Origin of the sequence: Olleya sp. Hel_I_94 (assembly GCF_007827365.1) — a bacterium.
Classification (GTDB): Bacteria; Bacteroidota; Bacteroidia; order Flavobacteriales; family Flavobacteriaceae; genus Olleya.
The window spans coordinates 1610866-1626887 of the sequence record NZ_VISI01000002.1; the positions used below are offsets into that span (position 1 = coordinate 1610866).

Consider the following 16022-nt stretch of genomic DNA (forward strand, 5'->3'; position numbering starts at 1 on the left):
ACATTCTAAACCTATTATTAAAATACAAAAAAAGCCTCAACAAATGTTGAGGCTTTTTTATATATTTAAATCTAAATTAGTTAATCGTAACTTTTTTAGATAATGTTCTTCCATCTTTTAAAGTAACATCTACAATGTAAACTCCAGTACTTAAGTTACTAAGTTTAACTCCTGAGCTTACTTGGTTTGCATTTACGTTAGTCATTTTCATTACGTTTTGACCTAGCATATTAATTAAATTTAAGCTTTTTACATCCTGACTCAAACCTTTAATATGTAGTTGGCTTAGATTATTATTAACAAAAATTGAAATATCGTTAGCAGCTTCAAAGTCTTCGTTTGATAAAGATTCACCTGAATTAAATACAATTTTAAAACGTGTAGCATCTTCTCCAGCTGTCGCACTAAAGTTATAATCTCCTGTTCTTAAATCATGATATACACCTTCTAAAGTATCATATAAATAGATTACTTGATCATCATCAATATTTTCTGCCTCAGTCATTCTAATAGAATAAGTTACAGTTGCATCACTATTTAAAACTAATGCTACTTCTTTATCAGATTGAATTGTAGAATATGCTTGAATAGCATATTTTTCGTTATTTAAAGTAGACAATAAATCATTTGCAAAAAAATCATTTGCTTTAGCGTCATATCCGTAATCAAAAACATCATCTCCAGTATTATTCCCAAATCCTAAAACTAATTCTCTAATTAAATGATTAGATGTTTCAAATTCTAATCTCATAATTTGCATTTCTGAAGCATCATTATTTTGCGTTGTATTTGAGCTAGATCTTAAAAATTGAGATTCACCAGAAACTTCCGTTTTAAACACACGTTGATCATTGTTAAATTCTACATTTCCACTTCCTACAATTTCAGCCATAAAACCCTGAGCAACTGGAATGTAACGTTTTGGAGTTTTAGTTCCGCTTTGCACACCTGTATCTGCACCATCTAAACCTACAAATTGATATGCTTTAACTCCTGTTAATTTATTTAAAATAGCATAACCGCCTTCATATTGATTTAAAACGTGGCTATTACCAGCCCATTGTTCCCAAAGGTAGACTGCTCCATTAATTAAACCCTCATTATCATCTATAAAAGCATTTGCATCAATAGCAGATGGATAAGGATTACCCAATAAATACTGTGTTTTAGAGATACCTCCTACAGATCCAGGTCCACCTGCATCATTTACACTAATTAAAATATCTCCATTATTTGGTTTTCCTTCGAAAAAATATTCAAAATCAGTAGTCCCTACTCCTGTTCCTTTTTGTGAATAACCTACTCCTGCTTCAATACCAGAGTTTTCATCCAATGGAGCCCATTGATAATAATTAAATCCGTTTTTATAAGTATATAACCAATACGTACTTAAAGTTGCGGGAGTAGTAACAGGAGGTGTATAACCTGTAGTAAACTGTATTGCTCCATTAGCATCACTTAACATATTTAAAGAGAAGTCTGTATTATTAGCCACTGTACTTTGTGCGCCTACAGGAGAGCTCCAATAGTTATATCTGTAAACATTATTAGTTCCTTGCTGACGTCTTATTATCTTACCCGAACTTGTAACCTTTAATTCACTTAATCTAGTTTGTACTAACTGAGATTCATTTTTCAAATTTAAAACTCCATTTAGCTCTAAATACCAAGTGTTTTTAATTTCATTATCACCATTAACAACAAGTGTTTTATTATTGTCTATAATTAAACCTAAATGTGTGTGTGACGCATTTGTAGTCACTCGGTTTTTAATATTAACTATTGACCAATCTTTATTTGGTAAGTTTTCAATATCCCAAACATCACCATGCAACCAAGTGCTTTCATTTGTCCAAGCTCCATTACTTGAAGACTGATAAGGCATAGGTGCAGTTTGCTCTTGTACTGTTGTGATATTATTTAATTTTAAATGACGTGATGCATTAGATTCGTCATAAGCCAAACCATTAACAATATTTGTCATTGGATAATATGCTTCTAATGCAGCCCATTGTATTGGTGCTGACGTTGTAAAATCAATAATATCTTTTTCAATAATTGCTCCTTGTATTGTTCCAGAGTTATTTTCAATTTCTTGATAAACCATACTCTGTAGTTGATCTGTAGTTAACGCTTTTTTAAAGACTCTAACCTCATCAATATTACCATCTAAATGTCCAAAACCTGCTGGACTAGTATTGGTTGGATACCTTCCTACTGTAAAAGGTCTACTTGAATAAATATGAGAGGTTCCATTAAAATTTTTAGTTAGTAATTCTGAATTTAACAATGGATCTGTTTCAGTACCAACTAACTCACCATTGACGTATAGTTTAACAGAATTTGTTGATGCATCAAAAACACCTGCAATATGATACCATAAATCACTTTCAATTTTTAAATTAAGTGAAGGGTCAGGTAATGCTGTAAAACTTGTATCTGGATAATTATCTGATGCAGTAACTTGATCCTGAGTATACACAAGAAATCCTGGCACTCTACCATTACTTATGTATAAACGCATATTTTCTTGTCCTACTATGCTAAATAGGTTAGGTAACGCAGTATTATTCCCTTCAATTTTAACCCAAGCCATCATTGTAGCTTCTGTCCAATTACTAATAAAATTAGGCGCATCTAAATAATCATCGACACCATCAAAATCTATGGTATTAGATCCAATAATAGCCGTATTGCTATCTCTATAATCTAAATCACCTCCTGTTGCTGCATCATTATCAAAATCTCCAAAAGAAGACACAAGATTTGGAATATCTCCTGTAGTCACTTCGTCATTAGAGTCGTAACCTACAGTTACAAAATCAAAATTATTATCTAAACCATCTTTATCAGTATCAATGTTAGATAATGAGCTAGCCTGACCGTTTTCGTTAATATCTAAAATTCCGTCATTATCAGTATCTGTATCTAAATAATCTGGTAAATCTGTCCCATCTGTATTTACAGGTGTAAATCCAGAACCATAATTATTATACATACCATTATTAGCACCACTAGTATTTACAACTCCACTTGGAGCTATATATCCTGAAGTTGACTGTGCTTCAACATTGTCAGGAATACCATCATTATCAACATCAATATCAAATTGTGGTTGACATAAAAAACTATAAGCCAAACTATCTAATCCATGAGGATCATGTGTTCCTGCTGCTAAACCACCGGAAACTGCAATATGCTTTATTGCAACATGACTAACAGGCTCATGCGTTACAAATCCTATTGTATTTTCTATATTTTGACCAGCTAAAACAGATCCTCTAAAAGTACCGTTAGCATCATATAGATTAATATTTCCTGTAGCATCATCTCCAAAGTAAGCATTGCTAAAATATGCAATTAAGTTTCCATCTGCATAAACTTCATAATTCATTACTGCAGTATCTGTATTAGTATCGTATATATCAACAAAATCAAAACTAAAAGATGCTACAGCTTCTGTGAAATTAATATTTACTGTATAGTAATCTCCAGTTTGAGAGCCTACTTCTGGTTTTACGTATAATCCATTAGAAGGCCCACTACCTGAGGTAGCACTCCCAAGTGTTGTCGTTCTGAATTCATTTATTTCATATAACCTATAAAGATAATTATGTTCAAAATCTAACGTACCATTTGCAAATGTCCCTAAAGTAGTTGTAGCTGTACCTGCTGTAGTTTGCGTAAAAGAATAATCCGAAGCGCCATTTAAAACTGTTAAAGGCTGACCTCTATCATACACTTCTTTTTGAAAACCAGACTCTTGGTAACCTAAACCATTTGCATTGGCTCCAATTGTGTAGACTTGAATATTATTTAATTCCCAAGAAATTTTATCACCTTGTGCATTAGCAGCTCCAGAAATAGCAGGACACTCTACAGTATCTCTAATCCCATCGTTATCGTCATCGACATCTAATCGATCAACAATACCGTCACTATCAAAATCTGATTCTTGCGCTTGGGCTGTAAAAGACAAAAATAACATCGCACACATAAGCGCACTGAAAAACAAAGTAGTTTTCTTCATAGGTTAAGATTTTTAATTTGAGGGATATATCATCACTCGGGCAAAGTAAATGATATTGAAGCAAAAGTAGGTTTACAGACTTAGACTGAAACCATTTAATCGCCAAAAGACACCTATAACCGACCAAATGTAAGAAAATGATTATTTTAACGACAAAAAGCTTTGACTTTAAACACATTAGAATGTTACAGCATTAAACTATCGACGTAGTTTATTGTAATAAAAAGCAGGAAATAGCAATAAAAGAATAACTGGTTGTATTAAAAAACGACGAAGGTTAAAAAAGATATAATAGTTTTCTTGTTTTGGATCTAAAACAAAATACAAATAACACATTATCAAGACTATAAACGACACTAAATAAATTATACCTGAAAATGTTATCAAACTTTTTTCTTTAAAAAAAGCATATAATATAAGTAACGAAATTATTGTATTTAAAAAATATCTAAACGAGGTATTAACCACTAACTTAAACACTTCTTGTCTTGGAGAATCCATATATAAATAATCGTTATGAAAAAACAATAAATAGGGATCATAAAACAACTCGTTTTCAAACCACCTTATTAATGCCAAAAGGATAAATAAAAAAGCTACTATACCATATTTATACCATTTTTTCATCTACTTATTGATATTGGAAAACCGATTAACCCAAAACATCCAAAGTAAAAAAACCATTCCATAAATTATAGCAGGAAAAATAACTGTATGCAACTCTTCCTTACGCCAGGGATAATGGTATAATCCAATAGACAATATAACGATGCGTAAAAGATTAACTACATACAATAAGACACTACCTGATAATAAATATAAAACTGTTGTTTTAATTTTTCCTGAAAAAGCAACAATAAAAGAAACAAATAGAATAATTATACTCATACCATTGCAACCCTCTATAACCCTAGCCAAATACTTACCTTCTAGTATTAATTTCATCGATGGTTCATTTGGATGCGGAATAACTTGTGTCGAATATCCAAAATTTTCTAGTAAGTTTTTAGATTGATTAGCGACCAAATTAGTAATGTAATCGGGATAATACAGACTACCTTTTGAGGCGTCTAAATAAAAGTTATACGCCAGAGACAAAAATCCGTATACCAACAAAAAAGTAAGTATAAACTTGATTACTAGTCGATATTTTACAATTAAATCTTTCAATAAAAAAGAATAAATTTTAAGTTTTTATAATGGTTAAAATTACGTCTTTTTAAATACTTTTACCAAAATTTTCAAATAAATGGCTTTCGAAACTTTAAAACCTCAGATTGAAACTATTGTTTCCAATACAAATAACACTAGAGACGAAAAATTATTACAAATTTGCCAACTTCTAGATGATAACGTATCCTATTATAATTGGGTAGGTTTTTATTTTAAAAATGGAGATAAAAACGAGCTTAAACTAGGACCATACGTTGGCGCACCAACAGACCATACCATTATCCCTTTTGGAAAAGGTATTTGTGGTCAAGTCGCAGTTAGTAATCAAAATTTTGTAGTACCTGATGTTGCAGCACAAGATAATTACATTGCTTGTAGTATAACTGTTAAAGCAGAAATTGTTGTTCCTATTTTTGTAAATGGAGAAAATATAGGACAGATAGACATCGACTCCAACACACCTGATCCTTTTACAGAAGCTGACGAGCGCTTTTTAGAGTTTGTTTGTAGTAAAGTTTCAGAAATACTTTAGATGTTAATAACTACTTGTTTTAGTTGAAAAACCACTCAAGTTTTTCAACTAAAACAATTTCCTTTTACCTAAATTTGCTTGCTTATTAACACAACTATAATGAGCAACAAAACAATTAAATCTGCATTAATCTCAGTATTTAGCAAAGATGGATTAGAACCTATCGTTAAAGAGCTAAATAAACAAGGGGTAACCATCTACTCTACTGGTGGAACCGAAACTTTTATTAAAAATCTTGGTATTGACGTCGTTCCTGTAGAGGATGTGACATCATACCCTTCTATTTTAGGTGGTCGCGTAAAGACATTACATCCTAAAGTATTTGGAGGAATTTTAAATAGACAAAACCATGATGGTGATGTTAAAGAAATGAAAGACTTTGACATACCACAAATAGATGTCGTAATTGTAGATTTATATCCTTTTGAAAAAACAGTAGCTTCTGGTGCTTCTAACCAAGATATTATCGAAAAAATTGATATTGGAGGGATTTCTTTAATTCGTGCTGCTGCTAAAAACTATGCAGACGTCATTTGTGTATCTTCTGTAGACGATTATGCTGAATTTTTAGAATTGATTACTGAGAAAAAAGGAGATTTATCTGAAGCTGACAGAAAAGCATTTGCTGCCAAAGCATTTAACGTGTCATCGCATTACGACTCTGCAATATTTAACTACTTTAATGTAGACCAAACTATTCCTGCTTTAAAATTAAGTGAAACAAACGGTAAAGTCTTACGTTACGGAGAAAACCCACACCAAAAAGGATTTTTTTACGGAAACTTTGATGCACTTTTTACACAACTACATGGTAAAGAGTTAAGTTACAATAACCTTTTAGACGTAGATGCTGCAGTAAATTTAATTCAAGAATTTAAAGGTGAACAACCTACGTTTGCAGTTTTAAAACACAATAATGCTTGTGGATTTGCACAACGTGACACAGTATTAAATGCGTATCTAGATGCATTAGCTGGTGATCCAGTATCTGCATTTGGTGGTGTTTTAATAAGTAATACTGAAATTGATGAGGCTTGTGCTTCAGAGATTCATAAATTATTTTGTGAAGTTGTAATTGCACCTTCTTTTACTGCAGAAGCTGAAGCAATTTTAAAAGGTAAGAAAAACAGAATCTTGCTTGTTTTAAAAGACACTGATTTTGCTCCAACAACGGTTAGAACTTGTCTAAACGGAGTTTTAGTACAAGATAAAAATAATAAAACGGACCAAATTGAAGATTTAACTTATGTAACAAATAGCAAACCTTCTAGCGATGCTATTGATGATTTAATTTTTGCCTCAAAAATATGTAAGCACACTAAATCAAATACTATTGTTTTAGTAAAAAACAGACAATTATGTGCTAGCGGAACTGGTCAAACTAGTCGTGTAGATGCTTTAAATCAAGCCATACATAAAGCTATGTCTTTTAACTTTGATTTAAAAGATAGCGTCATGGCTAGTGATGCGTTTTTTCCGTTTCCGGATTGTGTAGAAATAGCTGGTAACGCAGGAATCACTAGTGTAATCCAACCTGGAGGATCTATCAAAGATCAATTAAGCATTGATTATTGTAATGAAAATAATATTGCAATGGTTATGACTGGTACACGTCATTTTAAACATTAATTAGTTTTATTTTAAAACGAAAGTATATCAAATATCTAAAAGCTTCAGTTTAAACACTGAAGCTTTTTTTTATACCATTTGGCTCAATTTCCGCGAAAGCGTTAAACGTCCAAAACTTGTTTTTTATCGTATCTTCTAATTGTGTGACAATTAATAAAATTTGTAAGGTATTAAATCCTTATATTACCATACTTTTATTACTTTTACTGCATCTTTTTAATAACGCCTTATAATTACAAATAACACATGGGATTTTTTGATTTCCTGACAGAAGAAATCGCTATAGATTTAGGTACTGCCAACACTTTAATTATTCATAACGACAAAGTCGTTGTCGATGCACCTTCCATAGTTGCACGTGACCGTATTAGCGGAAAAATCATTGCTGTTGGACAAGAAGCCAACATGATGCAAGGTAAAACGCATGAAAACATTAAAACTATTAGGCCTTTAAAAGATGGTGTAATTGCAGATTTTGATGCGTCTGAACAAATGATAAGTTTGTTTATTAAAAATATTCCTGCGTTAAAAAAGAAATTATTTACGCCTGCTTTACGTATGGTTATTTGTATTCCGTCTGGAATTACTGAGGTAGAAATGCGTGCGGTAAAAGAAAGTGCCGAACGTGTAAATGGTAAAGAAGTTTACTTAATACATGAGCCTATGGCTGCTGCTATTGGTATTGGTGTAGATATTATGCAACCAAAAGGGAATATGATTGTGGATATAGGTGGTGGTACTACTGAAATTGCAGTCATTGCTTTAGGAGGTATTGTTTGTGACAAATCTGTAAAAATTGCAGGTGACGTTTTTACTAACGATATTATTTATTACATGCGCACGCAACATAACTTATATGTTGGAGAGCGTACTGCTGAAAAAATTAAAATACAAATTGGTGCTGCTACTGAGGATTTAGACCTTCCGCCAGAGGATATGAGCGTTCAAGGACGTGACCTTTTAACTGGTAAACCTAAGCAAGTACAAATTAGTTATAGAGAGATTGCTAAAGCTTTAGACAAATCCATTTTACGTATTGAAGATGCTGTTATGGAGACTTTATCTCAAACTCCTCCAGAGTTAGCTGCTGATATATACAATACTGGTATTTATCTTGCTGGTGGTGGATCTATGTTACGTGGTCTAGATAAGCGTCTGTCGCAAAAAACAGATTTACCTGTTTATATTGCAGAAGACCCTTTACGTGCTGTTGTTAGAGGTACAGGAATCACACTTAAAAATATTCCGAAATACAAAAGTGTATTGATAAAGTAGTAACAGAAACTGAATGCAACAAATTGTAAATTTTATACTTAGAAACAAATCGTTTTTGTTTTTCTTGTTGTTGCTTTGCGTTTCAGTAGGACTGACAATACAATCGCATTCTTATCATAAAAGTAAGTTTATAAACTCGGCTAATAATTTAACTGGTGGTGTTTATAATATAGGAAACTCGGTTAGTAGTTATTTTCATTTAAAGGAAGAAAATGACAAACTGCATGAGGAAAATACACGTTTACGATCTATATTAAATAATCAAGCGGAAAAGTCTGAGACCTTTATAGACTCGACCTCCTACAACACTAAATATAAGTTTACAACCGCAAAGATTATTAAAAATAGTTACGCGTTACAAAACAATTTTTTAACTATCAATAAAGGTAGTAAAGACAGTATTAAACCAGATTTAGGGGTAATTTCGTCTAAAGGTATTATTGGTATTATTGGTAATACTAATAGTAAATATGCAACTGTAGTATCAATTTTAAACACGACTAATAAAATTAGCGGTCAGTTAAAAAAATCAAATCAGTTTGGTACTTTAAGCTGGAATGGTAAATCACCAAGATATATTCAGTTATCAGATATTCAAAAAAATACAAAACTTAACAAAGGTGATACTATTATAACCTCTGGACGCTCTTCCATTTTTCCTAAAGGAATTTTAGTAGGTCAAGTTGAAGGTTTTAAACTAGATGCTACCAAAAATTACTACGAAGTAGAAGTACTATTATTTAATGACATGACTAATCTTGAGCATGTTAGTGTGATAGAAAATAAGGATAAAAAACTAATTAATAATTTACTTCAATCTAATGAATAACCTACTATCTATACATACTGTAAGATTTGTTGTTCTTATATTACTGCAAGTACTTTTATTTAGTAAAATAAACTTTTTAGGTTATATAAACCCTTACATCTATATCCTTTTTATCGTTTTATATCCTGTTAAAAACAATCGTATTCTGTTTTTATTTATTAGTTTTTTAATGGGACTAATAATTGATATTTTTATGGATTCTGGTGGTGTAAATGCTACAGCTGCTTTGGTAGTTGCTTTTATAAGACCTGCTGTTTTAAAGTTTAGTTTTGGAGCAGTTTACGAGCATCAAGCCTTAAAATTTAATAACATTGATTTTGGTCAAAGACTAACGTATATAACGATACTAACATTTATTCATCATTTTACTTATTTTTTATTCGAAATATTTAACATATCAAAAATAATTTTAGTCCTTCAACACACGTTATTCTCTAGTATATTCACAATAACGCTATGTATTTTGATAACTTCTATATTTAGCACAAAATCTAAATGAGAAAATTATTTCTACTTCTTTCTGTAATAATTGTAGGCCTTGTTTTTACTGGACGCTTATTTTACTTACAAGTATACAAAGCAACCTCTACAAATTTATACGAAGATAATGCGATTAGAAAAGTTTTTGACTATCCTAAACGTGGTTTTGTATATGACAGAAATGGCAAACTTTTAGTATCCAACCAACCATCATACGATGTCATGGTAATTCCAAGAGAGGTTAAACCTTTAGATACTATTGAGTTTTGCAATCTTCTAAAAATAGACAAGCAAACTTTTATTGAAAAATATAATAAAGCTTATAGATATTCGCCACGATTACCATACGTATTTGTATCGCATTTATCCAAAGAGGATTATGCTGTATTACAAGAAAAAATGCGTAAGTACGAAGGGTTTTATATTCAAAAAAGAAATTTAAGAAAATACGAAACAGCTATTGGAGCCAATGTTTTAGGAGACATTGGAGAAGTTAACAATAGAAATATACAAAACGACAGCTATTACCAATCTGGAGACTTAATTGGTAAACAAGGTGTTGAAGCTTCTTACGAGAAGACTTTACGTGGACAAAAGGGAATTAAATTTATACAAAAAGACAGATTTAATAGAAACCTTGGACCTTACCAAGACGGTATCCATGACACGTTACCAGAAGCAGGTAAAGACATAAAAATAACTATTGATGCTACCTTACAAGCCTATGGCGAGTTATTAATGACTAATAAACGAGGAGGTATTATTGCCTTAGATCCTAAAACTGGCGAAATTTTAGCTTTAGTGTCTGGACCTAGTTACGACCCTAATATATTGGTCGGTAGAGATCGATCAAAAAACTTTACAAAACTTTACAACGACTCCATAGCTAATCCAACTTTTGATAGAGGATTACAGGCACAATATGCACCAGGTTCTCCTTTTAAAGTTATTAACGCACTTATAGGATTGCAAGAAGGTGTTGTTAACCCAACCGAACAATTTAGTTGCAGAATGGGTTATTATTATAACGGTAGAAAATTACATGGATGCCACAGTCATAGAAGTCCTGTTGATATGAATTTAGGGATCTACGAATCTTGTAATGCTTATTTTGTGAATGTTTACAGACGTATCGTAGAAAAATATCCAAATACAGCCACAGGAATGGACGCATGGAGTAACCATGCTAAAAGTTTTGGTTTAGGTGATTATCTTGGATATGATTTAGTTGTGGGTAGAAAAGGACGCATTCCTGACAGTAAATTTTACGACAAATGGTATGGCAAAAATAGATGGAGCTCTACCTTTATGACCTCTAACGCAATTGGTCAAGGTGAAGTCGAAGCAACACCTATACAACTTGCAAATATGGTTGCAGCAATAGCTAATCGTGGCTATTTTATAACGCCTCATATTATTAAAGAAATTGAAGGAGAACCAATTGACGAAAAGTATAGAACACCAAGATATACTACCATTGACAGAAAACATTTTGAGCCTGTCGTACAAGGTATGTTTGATGTTTATAATAAGGGTACAGCAGCAAGTCTTCAAGTGGAAGGTATAGAAATTTGCGGGAAAACTGGGACTGCAGAAAACTATGCGAAAATTGATGGCGTACAAACTCAGCTTACCGATCACTCCATATTTGTTGCTTTTGCACCAAAAGATAATCCTAAAATAGCGATTGCTGTTTTTGTTGAAAATGGGTATTGGGGAAGCCGATTTGCTGGTAGAATGGCAAGCTTAATGATTGAAAAATATTTAAAAGGAACCATATCACGAACAGATTTAGAAACTTGGATTTTAACACATAGTCTAGAAAACGAATATGCTAAACCACAATCCGGAGCACCTTTTAAAATTAACAGAGAAACACAAATGCAAATTGTGCCTGCACCTACATTAAAAGATGCCGACTTATTGCAAGAAGTGACACCTAAAATAAAAGATGAGGCAAACTGATAGATATTATAAATTTGATTGGTTAACAATCTTCCTATTTTTTATTCTAGTCATTTTTGGTTGGGTAAACATAATCTCTGCATCACATTCTGGTGAAGCGTTGGAGTTTACAAATTTCTCTCATTTTTACAGTAAACAACTAGTATTTATAGGACTATCTATAGTACTAATTGTTTTGGTACTCTCCATAGAGTCTAAGTTTTACGAGCGGTTTTCTAGCATTATTTATTTTATTGCCTTAATATCCTTAGCTGGTCTTTTTGTTTTTGGTAAAAATATAAATGGAGCAACATCTTGGTATCCAATCGGATCATTCACCTTTCAGCCAGGCGAATTTGCTAAGGTTGCTACTGCGTTAGCTGTTGCTAAATATGTTAGCGATTTAAATACCGATATAAGACGATTTAGTGATCAACTAAAAACCTTTGCTATTATAGTTGTACCTGCTCTTTTAGTTTTACTACAACCAGATGCTGGAAGTGCTATAGTTTATGGTGCATTTTTCTTTGTTTTATATAGAGAAGGATTACCACATATTTACTTAATTATTGGTGTTTTATTAATACTACTATCTATATTTGCTTTAAAATTTGGAGTTATTAGTACACTATTAATTACTGCAATTGTAGTACTTACATACTATTTTACAAGAAAAAAGAAACCTTCTATAATACAACCAATAATTGTAATACTACTATGCACGTCTTTAGCATTTACTGTCCGTTTTTTTTATGAAAACATACTGCCTGATCATCAAAAAGATCGTATTACAGTTTGGTTAAGTTTAGAGAAAGATCCTGATAAACTAGAACGCATGAAAAAGACCGTTGCTTACAACCTTAACGAGTCTGAAAAAGCAATTAGTAGTGGTGGGTTTAAAGGAAAAGGCTTTTTAGAAGGAACACGTACAACTGGTAATTTTGTACCAGAACAACACACAGATTATATTTTTAGTACAGTTGGCGAAGAATGGGGTTTTATTGGTAGCTTCTTAACAGTCGTTGTATTTTTACTTTTAATTGTAAGAATATTAGTTTTAGCTGAAAGACAGAAGAATCAATTTAGCAGGATGTATGGTTATGCTGTAGGAGCTATTTTGTTTTTACACTTTTTAATTAATATAGGCATGGTTATGGGATTAATACCTACTATTGGTATACCTCTACCCTTTTTTAGTTATGGAGGTTCTGGACTTTGGGGATTTACTATATTAGTTTTTATTTTCATTAAGTTAGATTCTAATCGTATCAATCAATGGTAAGTCTAAATAATAATTAAACTTATCTAAGACTATATTTACTATAACCTAGACCAAAACAAAAGCCCTTTAAACATTAATTTAAAGGGCTTTTTAATATGACTTTATGTAGCTTATAGATTATAAATAAACCTTGCAGTTAAAAATCTTGGTTGTATAAAATACTCGCTAGTACTAACTGAAAATGCTCCATTACTATTCTGTATTCTAGAATCTGTATCTAACAAGTTAGTTGCTTTTAATTCATATTCCCATTTACTATCACTAGTTTTACGGTAAGCTAAATTAGCATTCCATAATCCAAAACTATTACTATTACCATCAATAGTTTGACGACTATAAGTATAATCAGTTTTAAAAGTAAACTTTTTAAATATTAATGCGTCAAACTCAACAGCTGGTGCATTAGTATATATTTTAGTAGTTCTATCTCCTTGAACACTGTTGTTTAAGCCATACGTATAGCGTAACTCAAAATTAGGTGCTTCTCTGAAGTTTGAACGCAACTCTGTGGTGTAACTTTGGTTATAGTTTTCGTTAACCGAAATTTGAGTATTAATAAATTGATTAAACTTAGAATAATTAAATGTACCTCTTACACTGGCTTGTAACTTACCAAAACGTCTCTGAAAACGTCCACTAGCACTTAAACTTTCATCCTCTAAGCCAGAATTATATGGTGTACTAGTTCTAATAACTGATCCAGGTTGAAACTCTGATACGTTTCTAATGTTATCAATATTCTTAGAATAATTTATAAAGGCAAATACATTAGTATAATTAAACATATTAAAGCTAAAGTAGCTTAAGTTTATATTATGTGATAATGCACTTTCTAGCTCTGGATTACCAATAAACTGCGAGTTATAATTATTTAAAACTAAACCTTGAGCAAACTGATTTACATCTGTAAATTGGGTTTGCATTTTGTATGATAAATTTAAGTTTTCAGTTCCTTTTAATTGCACACGTACATTTAAATCAGGAAGCACTCTAAAAAAGTTATCTTTAGTTGTTGTGTTAAATTGATCATTAACTGCACTATAAGCATGCGCAGATAAACCTGGGCTAATAGTAAATTTACCTGTTTTAAATCGGTAATGCGCACCAAGATATATATCGCTAAATGTATATTTAATATCGTTTATATCTGACACTCCTGGTATTGATGTGTTGGTGTCAACCTCACTACCATCATCCAAAGTCTGAAACACGTTAGAATCAAACTGTTGATTACTATATATGGTACCAACAGTAAAGTTAATATCACTTTTTTTGTTTAAAATATTCCAATAGTCAACCTTAGCATCTAACTGATTGGTCTTAACACGTTTTTGTTGATTTACATCGTAAGAAACCTGAGTACCATCTAAACCTAAACCTACTGCAGTATTATCAAATGGATCTGCCGAACTTGTTGGATCATTTTGTAAAAGTGCATTATAAAAAGGATCTTCATCTTGTAATAAATGTTGAACAGATAATGCAAAAATATTATCTTCATCCATAGTATAATAATAATTCAGGTTTTGATTTATTTTATACGGATTAGTTTCTTCAAATTGCTCAATTGCGCCAACAACATTAGAAAAAGTTCCGTTAAATTGCTGATCCTTAGAGGTACGTCCAAGTATGTCATAATCCAATTGATTATTAGCATTTGGCTTATACTTAGCACTAAATTTAACTAGTCCTAAATCGCTTTTTTGTTGCGTATTACTAGCTGTAGTTTCATCCGGAATCCCTAATGTCTGATCTGTATATAAGACTTGACTGTCTTCTTGTAATTCAATTCTGCTACTAGCAAAAATCGCAAATCCACTAACGTCCAAAACACTTGTTGGCGAGTAACTAAAGTTAGCTGCACCAAATTTGGTATTTAAACTTTTAGCTTGATTATTTTGAAGTTGTCTAAAGCCCAAATCGTTACTTCCTAAGCTAATATTGGTTCCGCTTTGTTGGCTAGGTTGTTGGAAACCACCTGAGAAATTAAAAATATCTCGTCTAGATAATGCCAATTCTCCAATGTTATTTAAGTCACCAATAAAGTTGATACTTTTTTTAGGGCTATAGTAAAATAACTTAGGTTGTGCTAAGTACAACTCGCCACTACTAGAGTCTCCTGCTCCAGCTGTTACTGTTCCAAACCAAAAGTTTTTCTTACCTTCTTTTAATTTAATATTAATAGCAATATTATCTTGATTATTAGTCACACCACTTAACTGTCCAACTTCAGAATAGTTTTTTAACACTTGTACTTTATCAATAGCATTTGCAGGAATATTTTTTGTCGCTAATTTAGTATCACCATCAAAAAACTCCTTACCATCAATCATGACTTTACCAACCTTTTTACCTTCTATTTCTACCTCACCATCATCATTAACCTCAACGCCTGGCATTTTCTCTAATACATCACCAAGTTTACGTTCTGTTCCGTTTTTAAAAGAATCTGCATTATAGGTTATTGTATCTCCACTAATGGTAACAGGCATTTCGTAAGTGATTTCAATTTCATCTAAACTATTGTCCATAGCCATTACATAATCTTTAAAAAGATCCGCTTCCTTAGTTTGAATGGTTTCAGAAATTTGTTTCATTCCAATATAACTAACCTGAATGCTATAAGAAGAATTAACATCTAAATTTAATTTATAACGTCCTTTATCATTAGTGATAGAATACGCTTCCAGTGTTTTTGTTGCTTGGTTTATAGCAACAACATTAGCTAACTCTAGTCCATATCCTGTACTATCCTTAACGACACCTTCAAACTTGACTTGAGCAAAAGTGGTACTTACTACTAAAAATAGTAGTGCTGTAAATAAGTGTTTCATTTGTTATTATTGAT

11 protein-coding genes are annotated in these 16022 nt (G+C 31.8%); 7 read left to right on the plus strand and 4 right to left on the minus strand.

Translation table 11 applies throughout. The features are described from left to right. Positions 1-76: 76 nt before the first annotated feature. From JM82_RS10490 to xrtF, 3 genes are all read right to left on the minus strand, one after another. A complete protein-coding gene (locus JM82_RS10490) occupies positions 77-4030 on the minus strand; it encodes a LamG-like jellyroll fold domain-containing protein (RefSeq protein ID WP_145003315.1) in 3954 nt (1317 codons plus the stop codon). Between the two features lie 198 nt (positions 4031-4228). Continuing rightward, positions 4229-4657: an exosortase F system-associated membrane protein gene (locus JM82_RS10495; RefSeq protein ID WP_145003318.1), complete on the minus strand. Its 429-nt coding sequence runs from the start codon at positions 4655-4657 to the stop codon at positions 4229-4231. Further along, entirely contained in the window at positions 4658-5200 is a 543-nt protein-coding gene (gene xrtF, locus JM82_RS10500; RefSeq protein WP_145003321.1) for an exosortase family protein XrtF, read from the minus strand. It abuts the gene before it with no gap. A 79-nt stretch (positions 5201-5279) separates the two neighbouring features. On the opposite strand from xrtF, the gene JM82_RS10505 reads away from it, so the two are divergent. From JM82_RS10505 to rodA, 7 genes are all read left to right on the plus strand, one after another. Then, the gene (locus JM82_RS10505; protein WP_145003324.1) at positions 5280-5735 is read left to right on the plus strand and encodes a GAF domain-containing protein; all 456 of its coding nucleotides are present in this window, start codon (positions 5280-5282) and stop codon (positions 5733-5735) included. A 99-nt stretch (positions 5736-5834) separates the two neighbouring features. Beyond that, positions 5835-7364 carry a bifunctional phosphoribosylaminoimidazolecarboxamide formyltransferase/IMP cyclohydrolase gene (gene purH, locus JM82_RS10510; protein WP_145003327.1) on the plus strand — a complete coding sequence of 510 codons (1530 nt, stop codon included), beginning with the start codon at positions 5835-5837 and terminating at the stop codon, positions 7362-7364. A 246-nt stretch (positions 7365-7610) separates the two neighbouring features. Then, a complete protein-coding gene (locus tag JM82_RS10515) occupies positions 7611-8639 on the plus strand; it encodes a rod shape-determining protein (protein WP_028283484.1) in 1029 nt (342 codons plus the stop codon). Between the two features lie 13 nt (positions 8640-8652). Continuing rightward, the gene (gene mreC, locus JM82_RS10520; protein ID WP_145003329.1) at positions 8653-9468 is read left to right on the plus strand and encodes a rod shape-determining protein MreC; all 816 of its coding nucleotides are present in this window, start codon (positions 8653-8655) and stop codon (positions 9466-9468) included. After that, entirely contained in the window at positions 9461-9967 is a 507-nt protein-coding gene (locus JM82_RS10525) for a rod shape-determining protein MreD (RefSeq protein ID WP_145003330.1), read from the plus strand. The genes mreC and JM82_RS10525 overlap by 8 nt, the downstream gene beginning before the upstream one ends. Next, complete coding sequence (mrdA, locus tag JM82_RS10530) at positions 9964-11913, plus strand: penicillin-binding protein 2 (RefSeq protein ID WP_145003333.1); 1950 nt, start codon at positions 9964-9966, stop codon at positions 11911-11913. Before JM82_RS10525 ends, mrdA begins: the two co-directional genes overlap by 4 nt. Further along, on the plus strand, positions 11900-13174 hold the full coding sequence (gene rodA / locus JM82_RS10535; RefSeq protein WP_145003336.1) for a rod shape-determining protein RodA: 1275 nt from the start codon (positions 11900-11902) through the stop codon (positions 13172-13174). The genes mrdA and rodA overlap by 14 nt, the downstream gene beginning before the upstream one ends. A 110-nt stretch (positions 13175-13284) precedes the next feature. On the opposite strand, the gene JM82_RS10540 is transcribed toward rodA, so the two are convergent. Beyond that, positions 13285-16008, minus strand: a complete 2724-nt coding sequence (locus JM82_RS10540; RefSeq protein WP_145003339.1) for a TonB-dependent receptor — start codon at positions 16006-16008, stop codon at positions 13285-13287. Between the last annotated feature and the right edge of the window lie 14 nt (positions 16009-16022).

Coding starts and splice junctions, on each gene's coding strand:
- JM82_RS10515 (WP_028283484.1), top strand. CDS start 7,611: ATGGGATTTTTTGATTTCCTGACAGAAGAAATCGCTATAGATTTAGGT.
- JM82_RS10495 (WP_145003318.1), bottom strand. CDS start 4,657: ATGAAAAAATGGTATAAATATGGTATAGTAGCTTTTTTATTTATCCTT.
- mreC (WP_145003329.1), top strand. CDS start 8,653: ATGCAACAAATTGTAAATTTTATACTTAGAAACAAATCGTTTTTGTTT.
- mrdA (WP_145003333.1), top strand. CDS start 9,964: ATGAGAAAATTATTTCTACTTCTTTCTGTAATAATTGTAGGCCTTGTT.
- JM82_RS10505 (WP_145003324.1), top strand. CDS start 5,280: ATGGCTTTCGAAACTTTAAAACCTCAGATTGAAACTATTGTTTCCAAT.
- JM82_RS10525 (WP_145003330.1), top strand. CDS start 9,461: ATGAATAACCTACTATCTATACATACTGTAAGATTTGTTGTTCTTATA.
- JM82_RS10490 (WP_145003315.1), bottom strand. CDS start 4,030: ATGAAGAAAACTACTTTGTTTTTCAGTGCGCTTATGTGTGCGATGTTA.
- purH (WP_145003327.1), top strand. CDS start 5,835: ATGAGCAACAAAACAATTAAATCTGCATTAATCTCAGTATTTAGCAAA.
- rodA (WP_145003336.1), top strand. CDS start 11,900: ATGAGGCAAACTGATAGATATTATAAATTTGATTGGTTAACAATCTTC.
- JM82_RS10540 (WP_145003339.1), bottom strand. CDS start 16,008: ATGAAACACTTATTTACAGCACTACTATTTTTAGTAGTAAGTACCACT.